The organism is Mycolicibacterium chlorophenolicum (assembly GCF_001044235.1).
Lineage (GTDB): Bacteria > Actinomycetota > Actinomycetes > Mycobacteriales > Mycobacteriaceae > Mycobacterium > Mycobacterium chlorophenolicum.
Window position 1 is genome coordinate 200,615 of sequence record NZ_JYNL01000020.1, and the last position, 16,200, is coordinate 216,814.

Consider the following 16,200-nt stretch of genomic DNA (forward strand, 5'->3'; position numbering starts at 1 on the left):
TGAACTCAGGTGTTACATCTGAGTATAGAACGCAGTACTCAGCGACGAGTCTCAGGAGGATCCCTCATGGCCGGATATTCAGACCGCGACGCCGTCATCGTCGGCGCGGTACGCACCCCCGTCGGCAAGGGCAAGGCCAGCGGCGCGCTGCACGAGGTGCTGCCCGCCGATCTGCTCGCCCACAGCCTCCGTGAACTCCTCACCCGCACCGGGGTCGACCCCGTCGAGGTCGAGGACGTCATCGCAGGCGCCGTCACCCAGGTGGGCGACCAGGCGGTCAACATCGCCCGAAATGCATTGCTGGGAGCGGGTTTTCCCGAGAGTGTGCCGGGAACCACCGTGGACCGGCAGTGTGGCAGCAGCCAGCAGGCGATCAGCTTCGCCGCGCAGGGTGTGCTCGCGGGGGCGTATGACGTCGTCATCGCCGCCGGCGTGGAGTCGATGAGCCGGGTGCCGATGGGATCATCGGTGCTTCCCGGCAGTAACCCGTTCGGAACCGGCATGGCGCAACGCTATCCCGAAGGGCTGGTGGCCCAGGGCATCAGCGCCGAGTTGATCGCCGCCCGGTGGAACCTGTCGCGCACCGAACTCGACGAGTTCTCCGCCGAGAGCCACCAGAAGGCCGCCCGGGCGACCAAGGACGGCCTCTTCGACGCCGAACTGGCCCCCATCGCCGGACTGGCGACCGACGAGATCATCCGCCCCGACACCACGATCGAGACGCTGGCCGGGCTGCGGCCGGCGTTCTACAACGAGGCAATCGGCGCCCGGTTCCCGCAGATCGGCTGGGAGATCACGCCGGGCAACAGCTCGCCGCTGTCCGACGGCAGCGCCGCGGTGATGATCACCAGCGGAGCGGCCGCGCGCCGGCTCGGGCTGACGCCGCTGGCCCGCATCCACACCACGGTGGCCGTCGGCTCCGACCCGCTGTACATGCTGACCGGCGTCATCCCGGCGACCGAGAAGGTGTTGTCCCGGGCCGGGCTCGACCTGTCGGACATCGACCTGTTCGAGGTCAACGAGGCGTTCGCGCCCGTCGTGCTGGCATGGGCGCGCGACACCGGCGCCGATCTGTCCCGCACCAACGTCAACGGCGGCGCCATCGCGATCGGCCACCCGCTGGGTGCGAGCGGCGCCCGCATCATGACCACGCTGGTCAACGCCCTGCAGCAGCGCGACGGCCGCTATGCGCTGCAGACCATGTGCGAGGGCGGCGGCATGGCCAACGCCACCATCATCGAGCGTCTCTAGATCACACGCGGACGAGCTCGAAGAGCGGGATCACCCGCTCGGTCTTGGCCTGGTACTCGCCGAACTGCGGGGCCTTCTCGACCACCCGCGGATACAGCGCGTCCCGCTCGTCGCGCGGCAGCTCTCGGGCTTCGGCGTCGTAGGACTCGGTGCCGATCTCGACCCGGACCCTCGGCTGGGCGCGCATGTTGTGCACCCACGCCGGGGCCTTCGGGGCGCCGCCGAACGAACCGGCGATCAGGATCCGGCCGTTGATGTCGAAGTACACCAGCGGCGAGATCCGCGGCTGCCCGGACTTCGCACCCACGGTGGTCAACAGCACCAGGTCCGAGCCGGCGAACATGCCGCCGACCACACCGCCGTTGGCGCGGAACTCCTCGACCACCTTCCTGTTCATCTCGTCGAGGGCGTTCGGGTCGGCCACCAGGTCGTCTGAGTTGAATTCTTCGCTCATGACCGGTCACGACCGCCTCCGGCGAGGATCTATTCCCCGACGGGTTCTCACGGCGAGAGAAAACGCGCGAAACGCTTCCGTGCACGATCTCCGCGGCGGACGATGCAGGGATGACCGGGAGCGACCGTCCCGTCGTCGACGTCGTGGTGGTGGGCGCCGGGCTCGCCGGGCTGTACGCCGTCCACCGGTTCCGGCGTGCCGGTCTGACCATGCGGGTGTTCGAGGCCGGTGACGACATCGGCGGCACCTGGCACTGGAACCGCTATCCGGGAGCCCGCGTCGACATCCCGAGCGTCGACTACATGTACAGCTTCGACCCGGACTGGCAGCGGACGTGGCAGTGGTCGGAGAAGTACGCCACCCAGCCGGAGATCCTGCGCTATCTGCACCACGTCGCCGACACGTTCGACCTGCGTCGCGACATCACGTTCAACACCCGCATCGACGCGGCGCGCTGGGACGCCGAGGGCGCGGTGTGGCAGGTCGAGGCCGGCTCCGAGACGACGACATGCCGCCACGTGGTGATGGCGACGGGGTGCCTGTCCATCCCGAAGGACCCGGACATCGCCGGCATCGGACGATTCGCGGGCGCAACGTATTTCACCAGTCACTGGCCCCGTGAGCCGGTCGACTTCACCGGTCTGCGCGTCGCCGTCATCGGCACCGGATCCTCAGGCATCCAATGCATTCCGCACATCGCGAAGCAGGCCCGCGAACTGATCGTCTTCCAGCGCACCCCCAACTTCTCTCTGCCGGCCCACAACGGTCCCCTGGCGCCCGGCAAACTGGAACAGCTCACCGACGAGTCGGGCTACCGCGCGGCTGCCCGCCTCTCGTTCGGTGGCGTCCCGATCGAGCGCACGATGACGCCCACCTTCGCCGCGACAGAGGAGGAACGGCAGCAACGCTACGAACGTGCCTGGCAGATCGGCGAACTGCTCGAACTGCTCAACGTCTACTCGGACGTGATGTCCGATCCCGCCGCGAATCACCAACTGGCCGAGTTCTTCCGCGCCAAGATCACGGCCGCGGTCGACGACCCGGCGGTCGCCGAGACACTCTGCCCCAGCGGCTATCCGATCGGAGCCAAGCGCGTCTGCCTCGACACCGACTACTTCACCACCTTCAACCGGGACAACGTTCGCCTCGTGGATCTCCGGCGCGATCCGCTCCGGTCGATCACCGAGACGGGGATCGACACGCAGCACGAATCCTTCCCTGTCGACGCCATCGTCTTCGCCACCGGCTTCGACGCGGTCACCGGAGCCGTCCTGTCGGTCGACTTCGTCGGCCGTGAGGATCGGACGCTCGCGCAGGTCTGGGCGGACGGCCCGCAGACCTATCTCGGCCTGACCGTCCGAGGATTTCCGAACCTGTTCCTGATCACCGGCCCCGGCAGCCCGTCGGTGCTGTCGAACATGGCCGTCTCGATCGAGCAGCATGTCGACCTCACGGCCGAGATCATCACCCACGTGCGCGACCACGGATTGCACACCGTCGAGCCGACCGAGACCGCCGTTTCGGGCTGGATGCAGCACGTCGACGACTGCGCGTCCATCACCCTGTTCCCGCAGGCGAATTCGTGGTACCGCGGCGCGAACATCCCGGGCAAGCCGCGGGTGTTCATGCCCTACACCGCCGGCGTCGACTTCTACCAAGCAGCCTGCGAGGACATGATCGCTCGCGACCATCTCGGCTTCCGGTTCACCGGGCCGTCCGGCGAGGCGTGTCACGATGGCGTGGTGCGCCGGTTGCAGCCCGACGTGCAGATGGTCCTCGAGCAGACCGCGCTGATGGATCTGCCGCCGTTGGAGTCGATGCCGCCCCAGGACGCACGGGCCACGTTCAGCGCGATCATCGCGATGTATCCGCCGGGGCCGGCGGTAGCGGAGGTCGTCGACGGCCGATTCCCGGGACCCGCCGGCGACCTGGCGTACCGCCTGTACCGGCCGGAGACTCCCGGCCCCCACCCGGTCGTTCTGTACTTCCACGGTGGCGGTTGGGTGCTCGGGGATTCGACGTCCGACGACGCGCTGTGCCGGGACCTCTGCGGCCGCACCGGTGCGATCGTGGTGTCGGCCGACTACCGGCACGCGCCCGAGAACCGGTTCCCGGCCGCGGTCGACGACGCTGTCGCCGCTGCGCTCTGGGTGGCCGAGAACGCCACCGCCCTGGGTGGGGATCCCAACCGGCTCGTCGTGAGCGGGTGGAGTGCGGGCGCCGGCCTCGCGGCCGTGGTGTGCCTCGCCGCCCGGACAGCTGGCGTCCCCGCCATCGCCGGGCAGGCGCTTCTCGCGCCGGTCACCGACACCGACACCGCGCGCACGTCCTACGCCGAGAACGGGTCGGGATACGACCTGGACGCCTCGCTGATGCAGTGGTTCTTCGACCAGTACTGCGATGCGCCTGACCGGCGCGACCCGCGCATCGCACCGCTGCAGGCGAACGACCTGCGCGGCCTCCCACCCGCCGTCGTCGTCACCAACGAGTTCGACGTCCTGCGCGACGGCGGCGAGGCCTACGCGTCGGCACTGCGCGCAGCCGGCGTACCCGTCGAACACATCCGGGCCCGCGGCCACACCCACTGCTCGCTGACCATGGTCGGACTCGTCGTTTCCGGCGCCCCGGTGCGCGAGCAGTTCGCCGCGGCAGTGCGCCGGTTCTTCTGCGGCTAGGCCTTGGTGAGCTCGAACAGCGGGATGGCCCGCGTCGTGTTCGCCTGGTACTCGGCGAACACCGGCGCGACTTCCACGATTTTCGGGTAGGTGGCGGCGCGCTCGTCCTCGGACAGTTCCCGGGCCGTCACCTCGTAATCCTCGGTACCCACCTCGATCCGAGCCCGCGGGTTGGCCCTCAGGTTGTGCACCCAGGCGGGGTGTTTGGGCGCGCCCGCGTAGGAGCCGACGATGAGCATCTTGTCGTCGACGGTCAGGTACGCCAGCGGGGACAGCCGCGGCTGCCCTGATTTGGCGCCCACGGTGTGCAGCAACAGCAAGGTGGCGCCCTCGAAGGGACCGCCCACGACCCCGTCGTTGGCGCGGAACTCGTCAACGATGGCGCGGTTGAAGTCGTCGAGGGCGGCGGTGTCGGAGTAGAGCTTCTTCTTGTCGATCTCGGTCATGGCCGAACGATATCCGGCTGCGGGTCGACCGCATCGTCAATATCATCAAGACATTCGCTCGTAGAGGGGGGCGCGATGCAGTGACCGTTCCGTTGCTGGATATCGACGGGCTCGTGGTCGGCAGGCATCGCGAGCTTGCTGAATTGCGCGCCGCGGTCGAGGCCGCCGAACGGGCCGGCGGTTCCTGCATGCTGCTCGGCGGTGTCCCCGGGGTCGGTAAGTCGACCCTGATCCAGAAGTTCGGCGCAGAAATAGGCTCCCGCAACTGTGTCTTCGCCTACGGCCGGTGCCGCGAGGGCGCGCCGGCGCCCTACACCGCGATCGGCGAGGCGCTGCGGACCGTGGTCGCGGCGATGGACACCACCGGACCGGCCGAGCGGGATCGCTGGCGTACCACACTGACCAACGCGTCGTCCTCGTTGCCCGGCGTGCTGGCCGAACTGGTGCCCGAGCTGACGGATCTCCTCGGCTCGACCGCTCCGGTGCCCGATGTGGCCGCCGCCGACGCGCGGCATCGACTGCACCGCGCCGTCATCCAGTTGGTGTCTGCCACCGCGCAGTACCGCACCGTCGTGCTGGCCGTCGACGATCTGCAATGGGCCGACCGGGATTCGCTGCTGTTGCTGTCCGAGATGCTGGCGGTGGCACCGCGCAACGTGCTCGTCGTCGGCACCTACCGAAGCGGCGAATTTGACGCCGCCGCAGCCGGATTCGCAGCGTCCGACACACTCGAGCTGCTCCCCATGCCGAGAGCCGACATAGAAGCCCTGCTCGCGGGCGTGGCAGGAGCGGGCGACGAATTGAAGACGGTAGCCGTGGAATTCGAACGCCGCACCGGCGGGAATCCCCTGCAGATCCGCCAGCTCCTGCACCGCGCCCAACGCGACGGCGCGCTGATCCCGCTGAACGAAACGCACAGTGCAGGTTGGGACCTGCGGGTGCTCGCGTCCATCGAGGTGTCGGCGACGGAGGCCGAGTTCCTCACCAACCATCTCGGGCTGCTCCGGCCGATCGACGGGACGATGCTCGGCGCCCTGGCCTGTATCGGAGGTGAGTTCGACCTCGCCGACGCGGCCGCCGCGGCCGGTCAACCCATCGAAGTCGTGACACGGGCGCTGTGGTCGGGCATGGAGCTGCACCTGGTCGAGGTACTCGACCAGGACGGCCGACGGATCGCCAACACGATACGTCGGGATGCCCGTTACCGTTTCAGCCACGACCGGGTTGCCGAGACCGCCCGCCTCGAGCTGACCGAAGCCGATCGCCACGCGGCACACCTACGCCTCGGTCGTCACCTGGTGACGCTGGGAGAGGGCCGGTTGTTCGAGGCCGCCCACCACGTGGGTATCGGCGGGCGGTGCCTGGACGAGAACGACCGCGAACGGATCCGGTTCGCCGAGGTGCTCTGGCAGGCGGCGGCCCGCGCGCGCGCCCAGGCGTCTTTCCCGCTGGCACTGACCTACTGCCGCGACGGGCTGGACCTGCTCGGCGCCGATCGCTGGAGAGTCGATCGGGAACGAACCCGTGAGCTGTACCTCGGGGCCGCCGACGCCGCCCTGCTCGTGGGCGACGTCCCGCTGCTGCACCGGCTGCTCGACGAGGCGGCGCCACATCTCGACGAGCCGGCGGACCAGCTGCGGCTGGCCTATCTCGGGGTTAAAGGACTGTTCGCGGCCGACCGTCCGCAGGAGGCGATGGACGCCGGCTTGCAGGCACTCGCCGACCACGGCGAGCCGGTACCCACCGATGCCGGCAAGCCGCGGATGGCGAACGCCGTACTCCGCATGCGCTGGGCGATGAGCCGGTGGACCACCGCAAAACTCCTCGCCCTGCCCGCCTGCGACGACCCCTTGGTCGTGGAGAAGCAACGCCTGGCCGTCGCGCTGTCCCACGAGTCCTACAACGTGCGACCGAACCTCTTCCCGCTCCTGGTGCGCAAGCAACTCGAGCTCATGCTGGCCCACGGCCACACCCGGTCCTCGCCCCGGGTGCTGACCAATTACGGTCTACTGCTGGTGATCCTGGGTGACCTCATCGGTGCGCAACGGTTCGGCGAAGCGGGGATGGAGCTCGCCCAGCGGCCGGGATACCAGGACACCCTGCCCGAAACCACCTTCTACTTCCACAATTTCATCCGACACTGGCGCCACCCCGTGCGCAGCGGCCTCGCTGAATTACGCGGTGCCGTGATCACCGCGTTGGACCAGGGCGATCGGGAAAGTGCAGGCTTCCTCGCCGCGACGCTGCTGTCCCAGACGTTCTGGGTGGGTACGCCGCTCGCGGACATCGACATGCTCGCCCGGTCCCTCATCCCCGACGTGCGATCCCTGCCCGTTCCCAACCGAATGTGTCAGGCCATGCAGCAGATGGCCCTCAACCTGATGGGCCGCTGCGACGACGTGTACCTGCTGGCCGGAGAGAGCGGGTACGACGAGCGAGAGGTGCTGCCGGCGGCCGGGCGCGAGGGTGAGGAGGTGATCCTCAGCCAGGCCGCGATCATGAAGCAGGGCCTGCACTTCTGGTCGGGTGATCTTGGCGGTGCGCACGCGGCGACAGACGAGGCCATGAGCCACGACTTCGGCATGGTCGGCACGGCCATCGCCCCGCTGGTGCACATGATCGGCGCGCTGAGCATGATGGCCCAGGCGCCCCGCGACCGGGCGACCGCCCACTTCGTGCGCAAGACCCTCGAGATGCACCGCAAGGCCGCCGAGGGTTCACCCGAGAACTACGCGGCCGCGCTCGCTCTGATCGAGGGCGCCTGGGCACGAGTCCGCGGCAAGCACGACACGGCGGAACGCCACCTGCATCGGGCCATCCAGCTTGCCGAGGACAACCACCTGCCGATGATGAGTGCCCGCGCACACGAGGAGGCGGCGGCCGTCTACGCCGAAACGGGCCGAACTGCTTTCCGCAACCACATGCTGCACTCCGCCTATCAGACCTGGCTGAGGCTCGGGGTGACGGTGCGCACCGACTGGCTGGCGCGACAGCATCCCTGGCTTCTCGGTCGAGAGCTGGTGCATTCGGGTGCGGCCGGCGTCGACCCGGTCGTCGCCCATCAACTCCTGCAGGCGCTGTCGGCAGCTCGGACCGAGGACGACCTCAACCGAATCGTGCTGCAGTCGGTCGTGGACACGACAGGCGCGCGCCGGGCGCTGCTGCTGACCGGCCCTCCCGAGAATCTCGGGATCCGCGCTGCTCATCACGACGGCGAGCTGGGTACGCCCGGCGGTGCGGCGACCGACACGTCGTACGACCCGGACGTCGTCGCGCACGCGGCGCGCAGCGGCAGTCCGCAGACGTCGGACGAGGACGGCCGCAGCCTGGCGGTGCCGATCCAGCTGCAGGACAGGCTGATCGGTGTCATCTACGCCCATGGCGACGACTCCGCGGAACCCTTCAGCCGGGATCAACTCGAGGGGCTGACCTTCCTGTGCGCCCAGGCCGCCGCACCGCTGTGGAACTTCGCGCTGGAAGCAGAGTTGAAGGCCGCCGACGAGTACCGGCAGTCCCTGATCGACGCCCAGTCCCGATTCATCCCGAACGAGGTCCTGCGCATCCTCGACATCGACGACCTTCGCCGGGTCCGCGCGGGCCACCGCGTCGAACGCGAGATGACCGTGCTCATCAGCGACATCCGCGGCTACACGACCATGCTCGAGGACATGGACATCACCGAGGCGGGCAACCTGGCGATGGGCTTCCTGCGCGCGGTCGAACTGCCCATCGTCAGTTGCAACGGGCTGGTGCAGGACGTCCGCGGCGACGAGATCCTCGCTATCTTCGAGTCGTCGGCCGACGGGGTGAGGGCCGGCCTGGCCATGCTGCGCTCGCTGCGCGACCACAACGAAGAACGGCGGGCTCTGGGATCTCAGGAGCTGCGCGTGGGCATCGGGATCAACACCGGCACCGTGGGCGTCGGACTGGTCGGCGGCGTCAACCGAATGGTGCTGACCGTGATCGGCGACGCCGTGAACCTGGCCGCGCGCATCGAGAGCGTCACCAAGCGCTACGGATCGACGTTGCTGATCTCGGACGCGACCCGCGCCGGGCTGGGCGAAGCAGAGCACTTCGACATCCGCCGAATGGAGCGGGTGATGGTGGTCAACCGGCGCGCGCCGGTGACGATCTACGAAGTGTATGACGGTGATCCGGACGACTTACGGGCCGCCAAGCGTGCCTCGCAACCGTGCTTCGACGAGGCCTTCGCACTGTTCGATGCGGGCGACGTGGACGGGGCCCGCCCGGCGTTCCAGCGCTGTCAGGAGTTGCTGCCCGACGACCCCGTCGCGCCGCTGCATCTGGCGCACTGCGACGCGATCACCCGCGGCGAGATGGCCCCCGGACAGGACGTGGTGCTGCAGCAGAAGTGAGCACTACCCAGGGCTGATCTTGAGTGTCATGATGACACCCGAGGGGGTCCGAAATGTATTTGACTGCGCAACATTTGGCCTTGGCCAATCAGGCTGTCCTCGAGACGTTCGAGAACTGCAGCGTCGCATGGCAGGCCATCCCGCACTGGGACACCGGCGATCCCGCGCAGACGCAGGTGCCTGCCGATGACGTGAAGGCGGCGGCGTCAGTACTGTCCATCGACTCCGCATCCGAGCCATTCGACGTCACGCTCGCCCTTCTCGACGCTCCCAGCCCCGACGCACTCCTCAACGTTGTGGTCAAGAAAACCGTCGCACTGGCCAAGAAGGTCGATGAGGCGGTGATCCCCTACCTCCGCGTGGCCGCGACCGTCCAGCAGCAGCTCGACACCACCGACGAGCACACCATCCAGAACTCGCTGATCGACGCCAGGGTCAAGGTCGAGAATGCGGGCTATCGAGCGCCATCCTGCCTGATCACCGATACCGCCGGCCTGAAGGTGTTGAGCCTTCTGGTGAACGGCAATCCGATGCTGGAGACCTTCCTGACCGCGGGGCACGTGAACTCGCTGCACCGCATCGAGAAGATCGACAAACAGCCACCCGACAACCCGGTCACCAAAGGACTGCTGATCGGGCGCGGGCGACTCATCCCGCACGCGGGCGCAGCGGACGCGTCGCCGGGTGAGGAACCGGCCGACATCGCGGTCAGCGTCCCGCCCAGTGTCGAAGTCGTCGGCGAGAACGGTGCCAACCTGATAGCCATGGCCATCCGCATCAGGTACGCGCTGCGGGTCAAGGACAGCGACGGAATCGTCGCCTTCAAACCATGAGCTCCGCAGTGCGCGGATCAAGCAGTCCGACAACGGATCTCCTCGACGACTATCTCGCCCTGTGCAAGGAGGCTTGCGACGGCGAGATCGACCGGCTGTACGGGGACGGCGATCAGACGGGCGGGCTCCGCGACCTGATCCTCGACTATCCGCGCCGCGGCGGAAAGGCCCTGCGTCCCGCGCTCGGTATCGCCATGTGTCTCGGACTTGGCGGACATCTCGATGCCATCCTCCCCACCGCCGCGACGCTGGAGCTCTACCACAACGCCTTCCTCATCCACGACGACATCGAGGACGAATCCTGGTGGCGCCGAGGCAAACCGACGCTGCACATCGACCACGGCATCCCGGTGGCGGTCAACGTCGGCGACGCGATGCTGTCGTTGTCGCTGCAGCCGCTGCTCGACAATGTCGAGCGTATCGGTCTGGGCCCCGCCCTGCGCATCCTGCGCGCGGTATCGCACATGACCCGCAGGACCGTCGAGGGTCAGGCGATCGAACTCGACTGGGTCCGGTCGAACACGTGGACGCTGACCGATGCGGACTACCTGACGATGGTGGAGCTCAAGACCAGCTGGTACTCCTTCATCACCCCTCTGCAGGTCGGCGCCATCGCCGCCGGCGAGGGTCCCGACCGGAGGGCACCGCTGGAAACCTTCGGGCGCCACCTCGGTGCCGCGTTCCAGATCACCGACGACCTGTTGAATCTGCGCGCCGACCCCGACGAGTACGGCAAGGAGATCGGCGGCGACCTGTGGGAGGGCAAGCGAACCCTGATGCTGCTGCACGTCATGCGCTGCGCCGAACCGGCCGAGCGGGAACGTGCGGCGTACATTTTGGCCAAGCGCCGCCCTACCACCAATGGTGAAGCCGGCCTGGTCGAGCTGCTCGACACGTTGACCCGGCGCGGGGAATTGTCGGCCAGTGGCCGCGCGTCGGTCCACAGTTTCCTGATGTCACAGCATGTCTCGGATCCCAAGACGATGGACGACATCCGGTGGCTCTACCAGCTCATGTGCGACGTCGGGTCGATCGCGCACGCCAGGAAGGTGGCAGGCCACCACGCCCGCGAAGCGGCGGCCATCCTGGCCGCCGATCTCGACTGGCTGCCCCCCAGCCACCACCGCGACGCGCTCGCGGGGCTGGTCGACTACGTACACGGGCGAACGAGATGAGATCCGAAGAGCTGATCGCCGCTCTCTCCGAACTGGAGCGCATCCGCGCCGCGATCCTCGATCTGGTCGAGCAGCAGGCTCCGCGACTGCTCCCGGAACCTCCCCATGATGCCGGTGCCGACCGGACAACGTACGACGTGCTTCTCGGCCTCCGCCGCGCGGTGCTCGGCAACCCTGCCGCAGCCCGCGGGCTGCACGACGTGCTCGTGGCGCAGGGGCGTCGCTACGCCGAAACCCCCGACGGCGCACGGTTGCGCGACGCCCTCGCCTCGTCGCAGGCCGTCGAGAATCTTCGGCTGGTCTGGGAGACGGTCAGCCTGAACGTCTTGGACGGCCCCGCCGCACCGGGACGCGCCCCCGATGCCTGGGCAGCGCTGTTCGCCGACACCGTGGTCGCGCAGGGCCTCGACGACGCCGTCCTGTCCCGATTCCGACCGGAGGGCTTCGCATGACGCTGCTCGATCCCCGTTGCTCACTCGCCGAGCACAGCTCACTCATCGGCTATCTCATGGGTGTCGCGGCGGTGGCGCAGGCAATCGACGAGATGGCGCTCGACACCAGCCGTGGAAGTGACTGTACAGCAGACGATTTCGTGTACGTGCTGGTAGGCGTGGCGAGTCTGGGCAGAGCGATCGAGAACCTCGCGGGTTCCGTCGTGGTCGCGGCGCCACATCCTTCGCCGAGCCCACCGCAAAGGTGGTTGCGGTGACCGCCGTCCTCGCGCAGAGCGACTTCCTCCGCGCGCCGCTGCTCGCCGGGGCGGATGCCGACGACTTCAAAGAGTGGCATCACTTCGTCATCCACGCACCCGACACCCATGTCCTCATCAACTTCAGTCTCACCGGCCCTCAGTCGGCCCGGGTCATCGTCATCGTGCACGACACTCGGTGGACCGGTGTCGTCGAACGATTCGACCCGCGTCTGGTCGAGGTGTCCGTTGATCTCGGTGAACTGAGCATCGGCGCCAACACCATGCGGGTCACACCGGACGGTTACCGCGTGCAGATCGACCTTCCCGCTCACGACATCTGCGGCGTAATGGACTTCACGCCGGTGAGCCGGCCGTTCGTGGTGAACAATCAGCCCGTCGGCGAAGGACGGATGAGCTGGCTTTTCGTCCCGCGACTTCGTGCCGCCGGTTGGCTGCGCATCGACGGCCGGGACATGGCGTTCGACGACGATCTCGCCTACCACGACCACAACTGGGGGCGTTTCCGGTGGGGCGGCGACTTCGGCTGGACCTGGGGCACCATCGTGCCGAAGGAGCGTTCCAACCCGTGGTCGATGGTGTTCCTGCAGATGACCGATCGCCGGCGGCTTCGCTTCACGTCGCAGGCGGTCTATGTCTGGCACCGCGATGAACCTGCCGCGATGCTGCTGCGCTCTGCGGTCGACACCCACGTGCACGGCAGGCTTTCCCGTGCAGCGGACTGCACGCTTCCGGCTCCGATGGGCCTGATCGTCGACGGCACGGTACCCGGTGTGCCCGAACGCCTGGAGATCTGCGCGCACCGACTCGGCGACGCAGTGCACGCCGAGTTCAGACCCACCTCCTATGCCCGGCTCGCTCATCCGAGCGAGATCCACCTCGACCGCTGCACCGTGCTCTGCGAGGCGGGCGGCAGCGCTCACGTCACCGGAACCGTCCGAGGCGAGCGGATGGACTTCGACGGTGCGGCTGTATTCGAGTTTCTGCATGGCTGAGCGCATTTCGTCTCTATTGCGGCGGTCGGTCGACCACCTCGCAGACGAGGTGCCCGACAGCTACCGGCTGACGCTGGACACCCTCGGGTCACTCGTGGTCGTTCTCGACGTGGACGGTGAACGGTTCTCGCTGCGCGGCGGGGATCGACTGGTGGTCGCCGACGGCGAACCGGTGTCCGCTGACGTACGGGTCACCACCAGCCGCGCCACGATCATCGACGTGCTCGACGCTGCCGTCGCACTGCCGGAGGCGATCGACGCGGGCTCGGTGAGCGTCGTGGGACCGGTGGACGACGTTGTGCGCATGAACGACACGTTGCACGCATATGTGCACGCCGCCGTGCGGGCACCGACGCAGGCCGAGCTGCTCGACGCCCTGCGGGCGGCACCGCCGTGACCGACTGCATCGCGACGCCCGCATCCTGTGACCCGCGACCCACAGTCGCGGTCTTGGGAGCCGGCATCGCCGGCATGACCGCGGCACACGAGCTCGCCGAGCGGGGCTTCGACGTGACCGTGTACGAGTACCGCGAGGACGAACGCAACGGGCTCGGCACCGCGCCGGCGGGCAGCTACCCGCCCGTCAAGCTCGGCGGCCTCGCCGCGTCGCAGTACTCGACGGTGGGCACTCGCGACGGCAGTCCTGCCGAACTGCGGCCGTTTCCCGGCCGGCGCGGCACACCGACCGCGCCGCGGTGCGCAGTGGCCGGTGAGCACGGCTTCCGTTTCTTTCCCGCCTACTACCTGCACATCTGGGATCTCCTGCAACGAATCCCCGTCTACCAGTGCACCGACGCCGGGAACTGGCAGCCCACATCGCGCACCGTGATGGACAACGTGCGTCGGGTGATCACCCAGGGGACCACCGTGCCCGGTCAGCCATCGCTCGTCTTCCCCCGGGAACGGCCGCGCAGTCTCGCCGAGTTCCTCAGCGTCCTCGGGCAGCTCAGGCAGCTCGGCCTGCCGGCCGAGGACATTGCGTACTTCCAGAGCAGGTTGCTGCGGTTCCTCGTCACCAGCCCGCTGCGCCGCGCCCGCGAAGTGGAGTACCAGTCGTCATACGACTTCTTCGTCGGCAGGGGCCGGGCCGGCGTAGCGCAGTACACCTACTCGCCGAGCTTCGACCGGCTCCTGCGCGACATGCCGAGGGTCCTCGTGGCTTTCGACCCCAACTGGGGAGACGCCCGCACCAACATCGTCAGTTATCTGCAGCTGTTCTTGAACATGGATCGTCATGACGACAAGGCCGACGGCGTACTGAACGGCCCGACCACCGAGGCCTGGCTCGACCACTGGTATCGGCACCTGGTCGCCCTCGGTGTGCGATTCGTCCGCGCCGGCGCGGAAAGTCTGGAGCCGCCGGTCGCCGCCCCCGGCCGGCCCGCTCACCTACGGCCGCGGGTGCGGGTCAGGCTGACCGACGGCACACTGTTGGCGCCGGACTACACGGTGGTCGCCATGGATGCGCCTGCCGCGGAGTGGATCACGACAGCTCTCCGGGACACAGGTACCGGCGGTACCGTCGCCGGACTCGACGGCTTCACCACCTCGGCGCCCCCACCGCACGAGCCGCTGCAGCCACAACAGACGCGCCCGGAAGCTCGACGCAACCCGTATCTCGTCGATGACGTCGGCCGGGTGCCGTGGGATCGATTCCAGACCATGACCGGAATTCAGTTCTACTTCGACACCGAATTCCAATTGCTGCGCGGGCACATGTATTACGCGGGCGCCGAATGGGGGCTGTCGTCGATCAACCAGCACGGCCTCTGGGAGAAGCGGCCACAGTTGGCACGGGACGGTCACATCTCCGTCCTTTCGGTCGACATCGCCGACTTCAACTCCCCCTCAACGCATCTGGTCGATGAATTGGGTCGGGGAAAGACTGCTCGTGACTGCACGGCCGACGAAATGGCTGCCGAGGTCTGGCGTCAGATCGTCACTGCGTTGACCAACGACGCCGACAACGTTGCCGAAGCACTGCTGCCGTGGCCGGTCTGGTATGCACTGGACCGCGGGCTGCGGATGGAGAGCGGCTCCGGCCAGGGTGGAGGCCGCGTGGTGCGTAATGAAACCCCCTATCTGGTGCCGATTGTCGGGGATTGGGAGAACCGGCCCGGCGGCGACCCGTGGAACCCGCACGGAACGTCGTTGACCTACGTGCTGAGCCACGGAGGATGGCTGGCCGATCTCGAGGACCGTGGCGTGTGGCAGGCACGCCACGGCGGCTACCAGGTGCACCACAACTCAGTGGTGTTCGCGGGCACCTGGAACCGCACCTTCACGCGACTGACGTCGATGGAAGCTGCCTGCGAATCAGCGCGCCACGCGGTGAACGCGATCCTCGACCACTACGTGTGGGTCGGATCCGATGGTTCTGATGAGCGTGAGCACACGACTCTTCCCTGGCGTTTCCCGTATGGCTTTCTCGACCAGGGGCTGTCGAGCCCCGTACGAATGCCGACTCCTGCCGGCGACTACTGCTACATCTTCGATGTCGAGAACCGCGAACCCGCCGACGCCCGATCGCTGCGCATCCTGGACTCGAAGTACTGCCAGCAGTCGCTGCCTCATCCGCTGGACACCCTCATCCCACCCCTTGGAGGTCAACCGTGACTATGCCGAACGACAACAGCCAGCAACTGCAGGCTTATCTGCAGGCGTGGCGGCAGTTGCTTGAATCGCTGGCGGCCCTGGCCGCCGCGGCGCCGCTCCCGGGGATCCCTCCGGGGCTGACGCCCACGCCGCCGGCACCGCCGACACCACCCGCGGCCGATCCCACGCAGCACCTCTTCGGCTATGTGCAGGCGTGGCGCCAGTACCTCGAGCAGGCCGCCGGCACGGTCGGTCGCGCACCGGGCACGCGCCCCGCGGCGTACGCCGAGGACGGCTCTGCCCAGACCGTTCCGCCGCCGCAGCCCGGGGATCCCGTTCCGCCCACGCAGCCCGTCGGAAGCCGCGGGTGGCGGAGCCGAAGCGATACTGGGACAGCGGGATGGCCTCCCAAGGGCAAGGAGTACCGCCTGGCTGACAACGACTGGGGCGGTCAACTCCCCGGCGACGCGGCCCGCCGCGCGAAATCGGACCGTCGCGCCGTCGCGCCCGGCATCGAGGACGCCAGCGTCGAAGTGCCGGCGAGCCGGTATCGGCAGGCCGCTGTCATCGCCCGCGGCGATCGAACCCCGGCACCACCACGGCTCGAGGACGCGGGACTGATCGTTCCGTTGCCGACCCTGGCCGCGCAGTTCAAAGGCCTCGAGGAGCGGGCGCAGCGCTTCGAGTGAGC

General features: G+C 68.1%; 11 protein-coding genes and 1 pseudogene. 10 read left to right on the forward strand and 2 right to left on the reverse strand.

The window, feature by feature from the left end; all coding sequences use genetic code 11:
- Window positions 1-66 precede the first annotated feature (66 nt).
- Window positions 67-1,251 (forward strand): thiolase family protein, encoded by a 1,185-nt coding sequence (locus MCHLDSM_RS08975; RefSeq protein ID WP_048469755.1) that lies wholly within the window; start codon window positions 67-69, stop codon window positions 1,249-1,251.
- Window position 1,252: 1 nt separating this feature from the next.
- Here the strand turns inward: MCHLDSM_RS08975 and MCHLDSM_RS08980 are convergent, their stop codons facing one another.
- Window positions 1,253-1,648: a nitroreductase family deazaflavin-dependent oxidoreductase gene (locus MCHLDSM_RS08980; RefSeq protein ID WP_407661856.1), complete on the reverse strand. Its 396-nt coding sequence runs from the start codon at window positions 1,646-1,648 to the stop codon at window positions 1,253-1,255.
- Window positions 1,649-1,815: 167 nt separating this feature from the next.
- On the opposite strand from MCHLDSM_RS08980, the gene MCHLDSM_RS08985 reads away from it, so the two are divergent.
- Window positions 1,816-4,380 carry a flavin-containing monooxygenase gene (locus MCHLDSM_RS08985; protein WP_048469757.1) on the forward strand — a complete coding sequence of 855 codons (2,565 nt, stop codon included), beginning with the start codon at window positions 1,816-1,818 and terminating at the stop codon, window positions 4,378-4,380.
- Here MCHLDSM_RS08985 and MCHLDSM_RS08990 read toward each other — a convergent pair.
- Complete coding sequence (locus tag MCHLDSM_RS08990; RefSeq protein ID WP_048469758.1) at window positions 4,377-4,826, reverse strand: nitroreductase family deazaflavin-dependent oxidoreductase; 450 nt, start codon at window positions 4,824-4,826, stop codon at window positions 4,377-4,379. The genes MCHLDSM_RS08985 and MCHLDSM_RS08990 overlap by 4 nt on opposite strands.
- Before the next feature lie 92 nt (window positions 4,827-4,918).
- Here MCHLDSM_RS08990 and MCHLDSM_RS08995 point away from each other — a divergent pair, with 92 nt between their 5' ends.
- From MCHLDSM_RS08995 to MCHLDSM_RS09030, 8 genes and pseudogenes are all read left to right on the forward strand, one after another.
- Window positions 4,919-9,202, forward strand: coding sequence for an AAA family ATPase (locus MCHLDSM_RS08995; RefSeq protein WP_053082959.1), 4,284 nt, complete (start codon window positions 4,919-4,921; stop codon window positions 9,200-9,202).
- An 80-nt stretch (window positions 9,203-9,282) separates the two neighbouring features.
- Complete coding sequence (locus MCHLDSM_RS09000) at window positions 9,283-10,035, forward strand: hypothetical protein (protein WP_234713935.1); 753 nt, start codon at window positions 9,283-9,285, stop codon at window positions 10,033-10,035.
- On the forward strand, window positions 10,032-11,210 hold the full coding sequence (locus MCHLDSM_RS09005; protein ID WP_048469761.1) for a polyprenyl synthetase family protein: 1,179 nt from the start codon (window positions 10,032-10,034) through the stop codon (window positions 11,208-11,210). The genes MCHLDSM_RS09000 and MCHLDSM_RS09005 overlap by 4 nt, the downstream gene beginning before the upstream one ends.
- The gene (locus MCHLDSM_RS09010; RefSeq protein ID WP_048469762.1) at window positions 11,207-11,662 is read left to right on the forward strand and encodes a hypothetical protein; all 456 of its coding nucleotides are present in this window, start codon (window positions 11,207-11,209) and stop codon (window positions 11,660-11,662) included. Before MCHLDSM_RS09005 ends, MCHLDSM_RS09010 begins: the two co-directional genes overlap by 4 nt.
- On the forward strand, window positions 11,659-11,919 hold the full coding sequence (locus MCHLDSM_RS09015; RefSeq protein WP_048469763.1) for a hypothetical protein: 261 nt from the start codon (window positions 11,659-11,661) through the stop codon (window positions 11,917-11,919). The genes MCHLDSM_RS09010 and MCHLDSM_RS09015 overlap by 4 nt, the downstream gene beginning before the upstream one ends.
- Entirely contained in the window at window positions 11,916-12,914 is a 999-nt protein-coding gene (locus MCHLDSM_RS09020; protein ID WP_048469764.1) for a hypothetical protein, read from the forward strand. The genes MCHLDSM_RS09015 and MCHLDSM_RS09020 overlap by 4 nt, the downstream gene beginning before the upstream one ends.
- On the forward strand, window positions 12,907-13,311 hold the full coding sequence (locus MCHLDSM_RS09025) for a hypothetical protein (protein ID WP_048469765.1): 405 nt from the start codon (window positions 12,907-12,909) through the stop codon (window positions 13,309-13,311). Before MCHLDSM_RS09020 ends, MCHLDSM_RS09025 begins: the two co-directional genes overlap by 8 nt.
- Window positions 13,308-16,198: pseudogene (locus MCHLDSM_RS09030) on the forward strand (FAD-dependent oxidoreductase). Before MCHLDSM_RS09025 ends, MCHLDSM_RS09030 begins: the two are co-directional and overlap by 4 nt.
- Window positions 16,199-16,200: the final 2 nt, after the last annotated feature.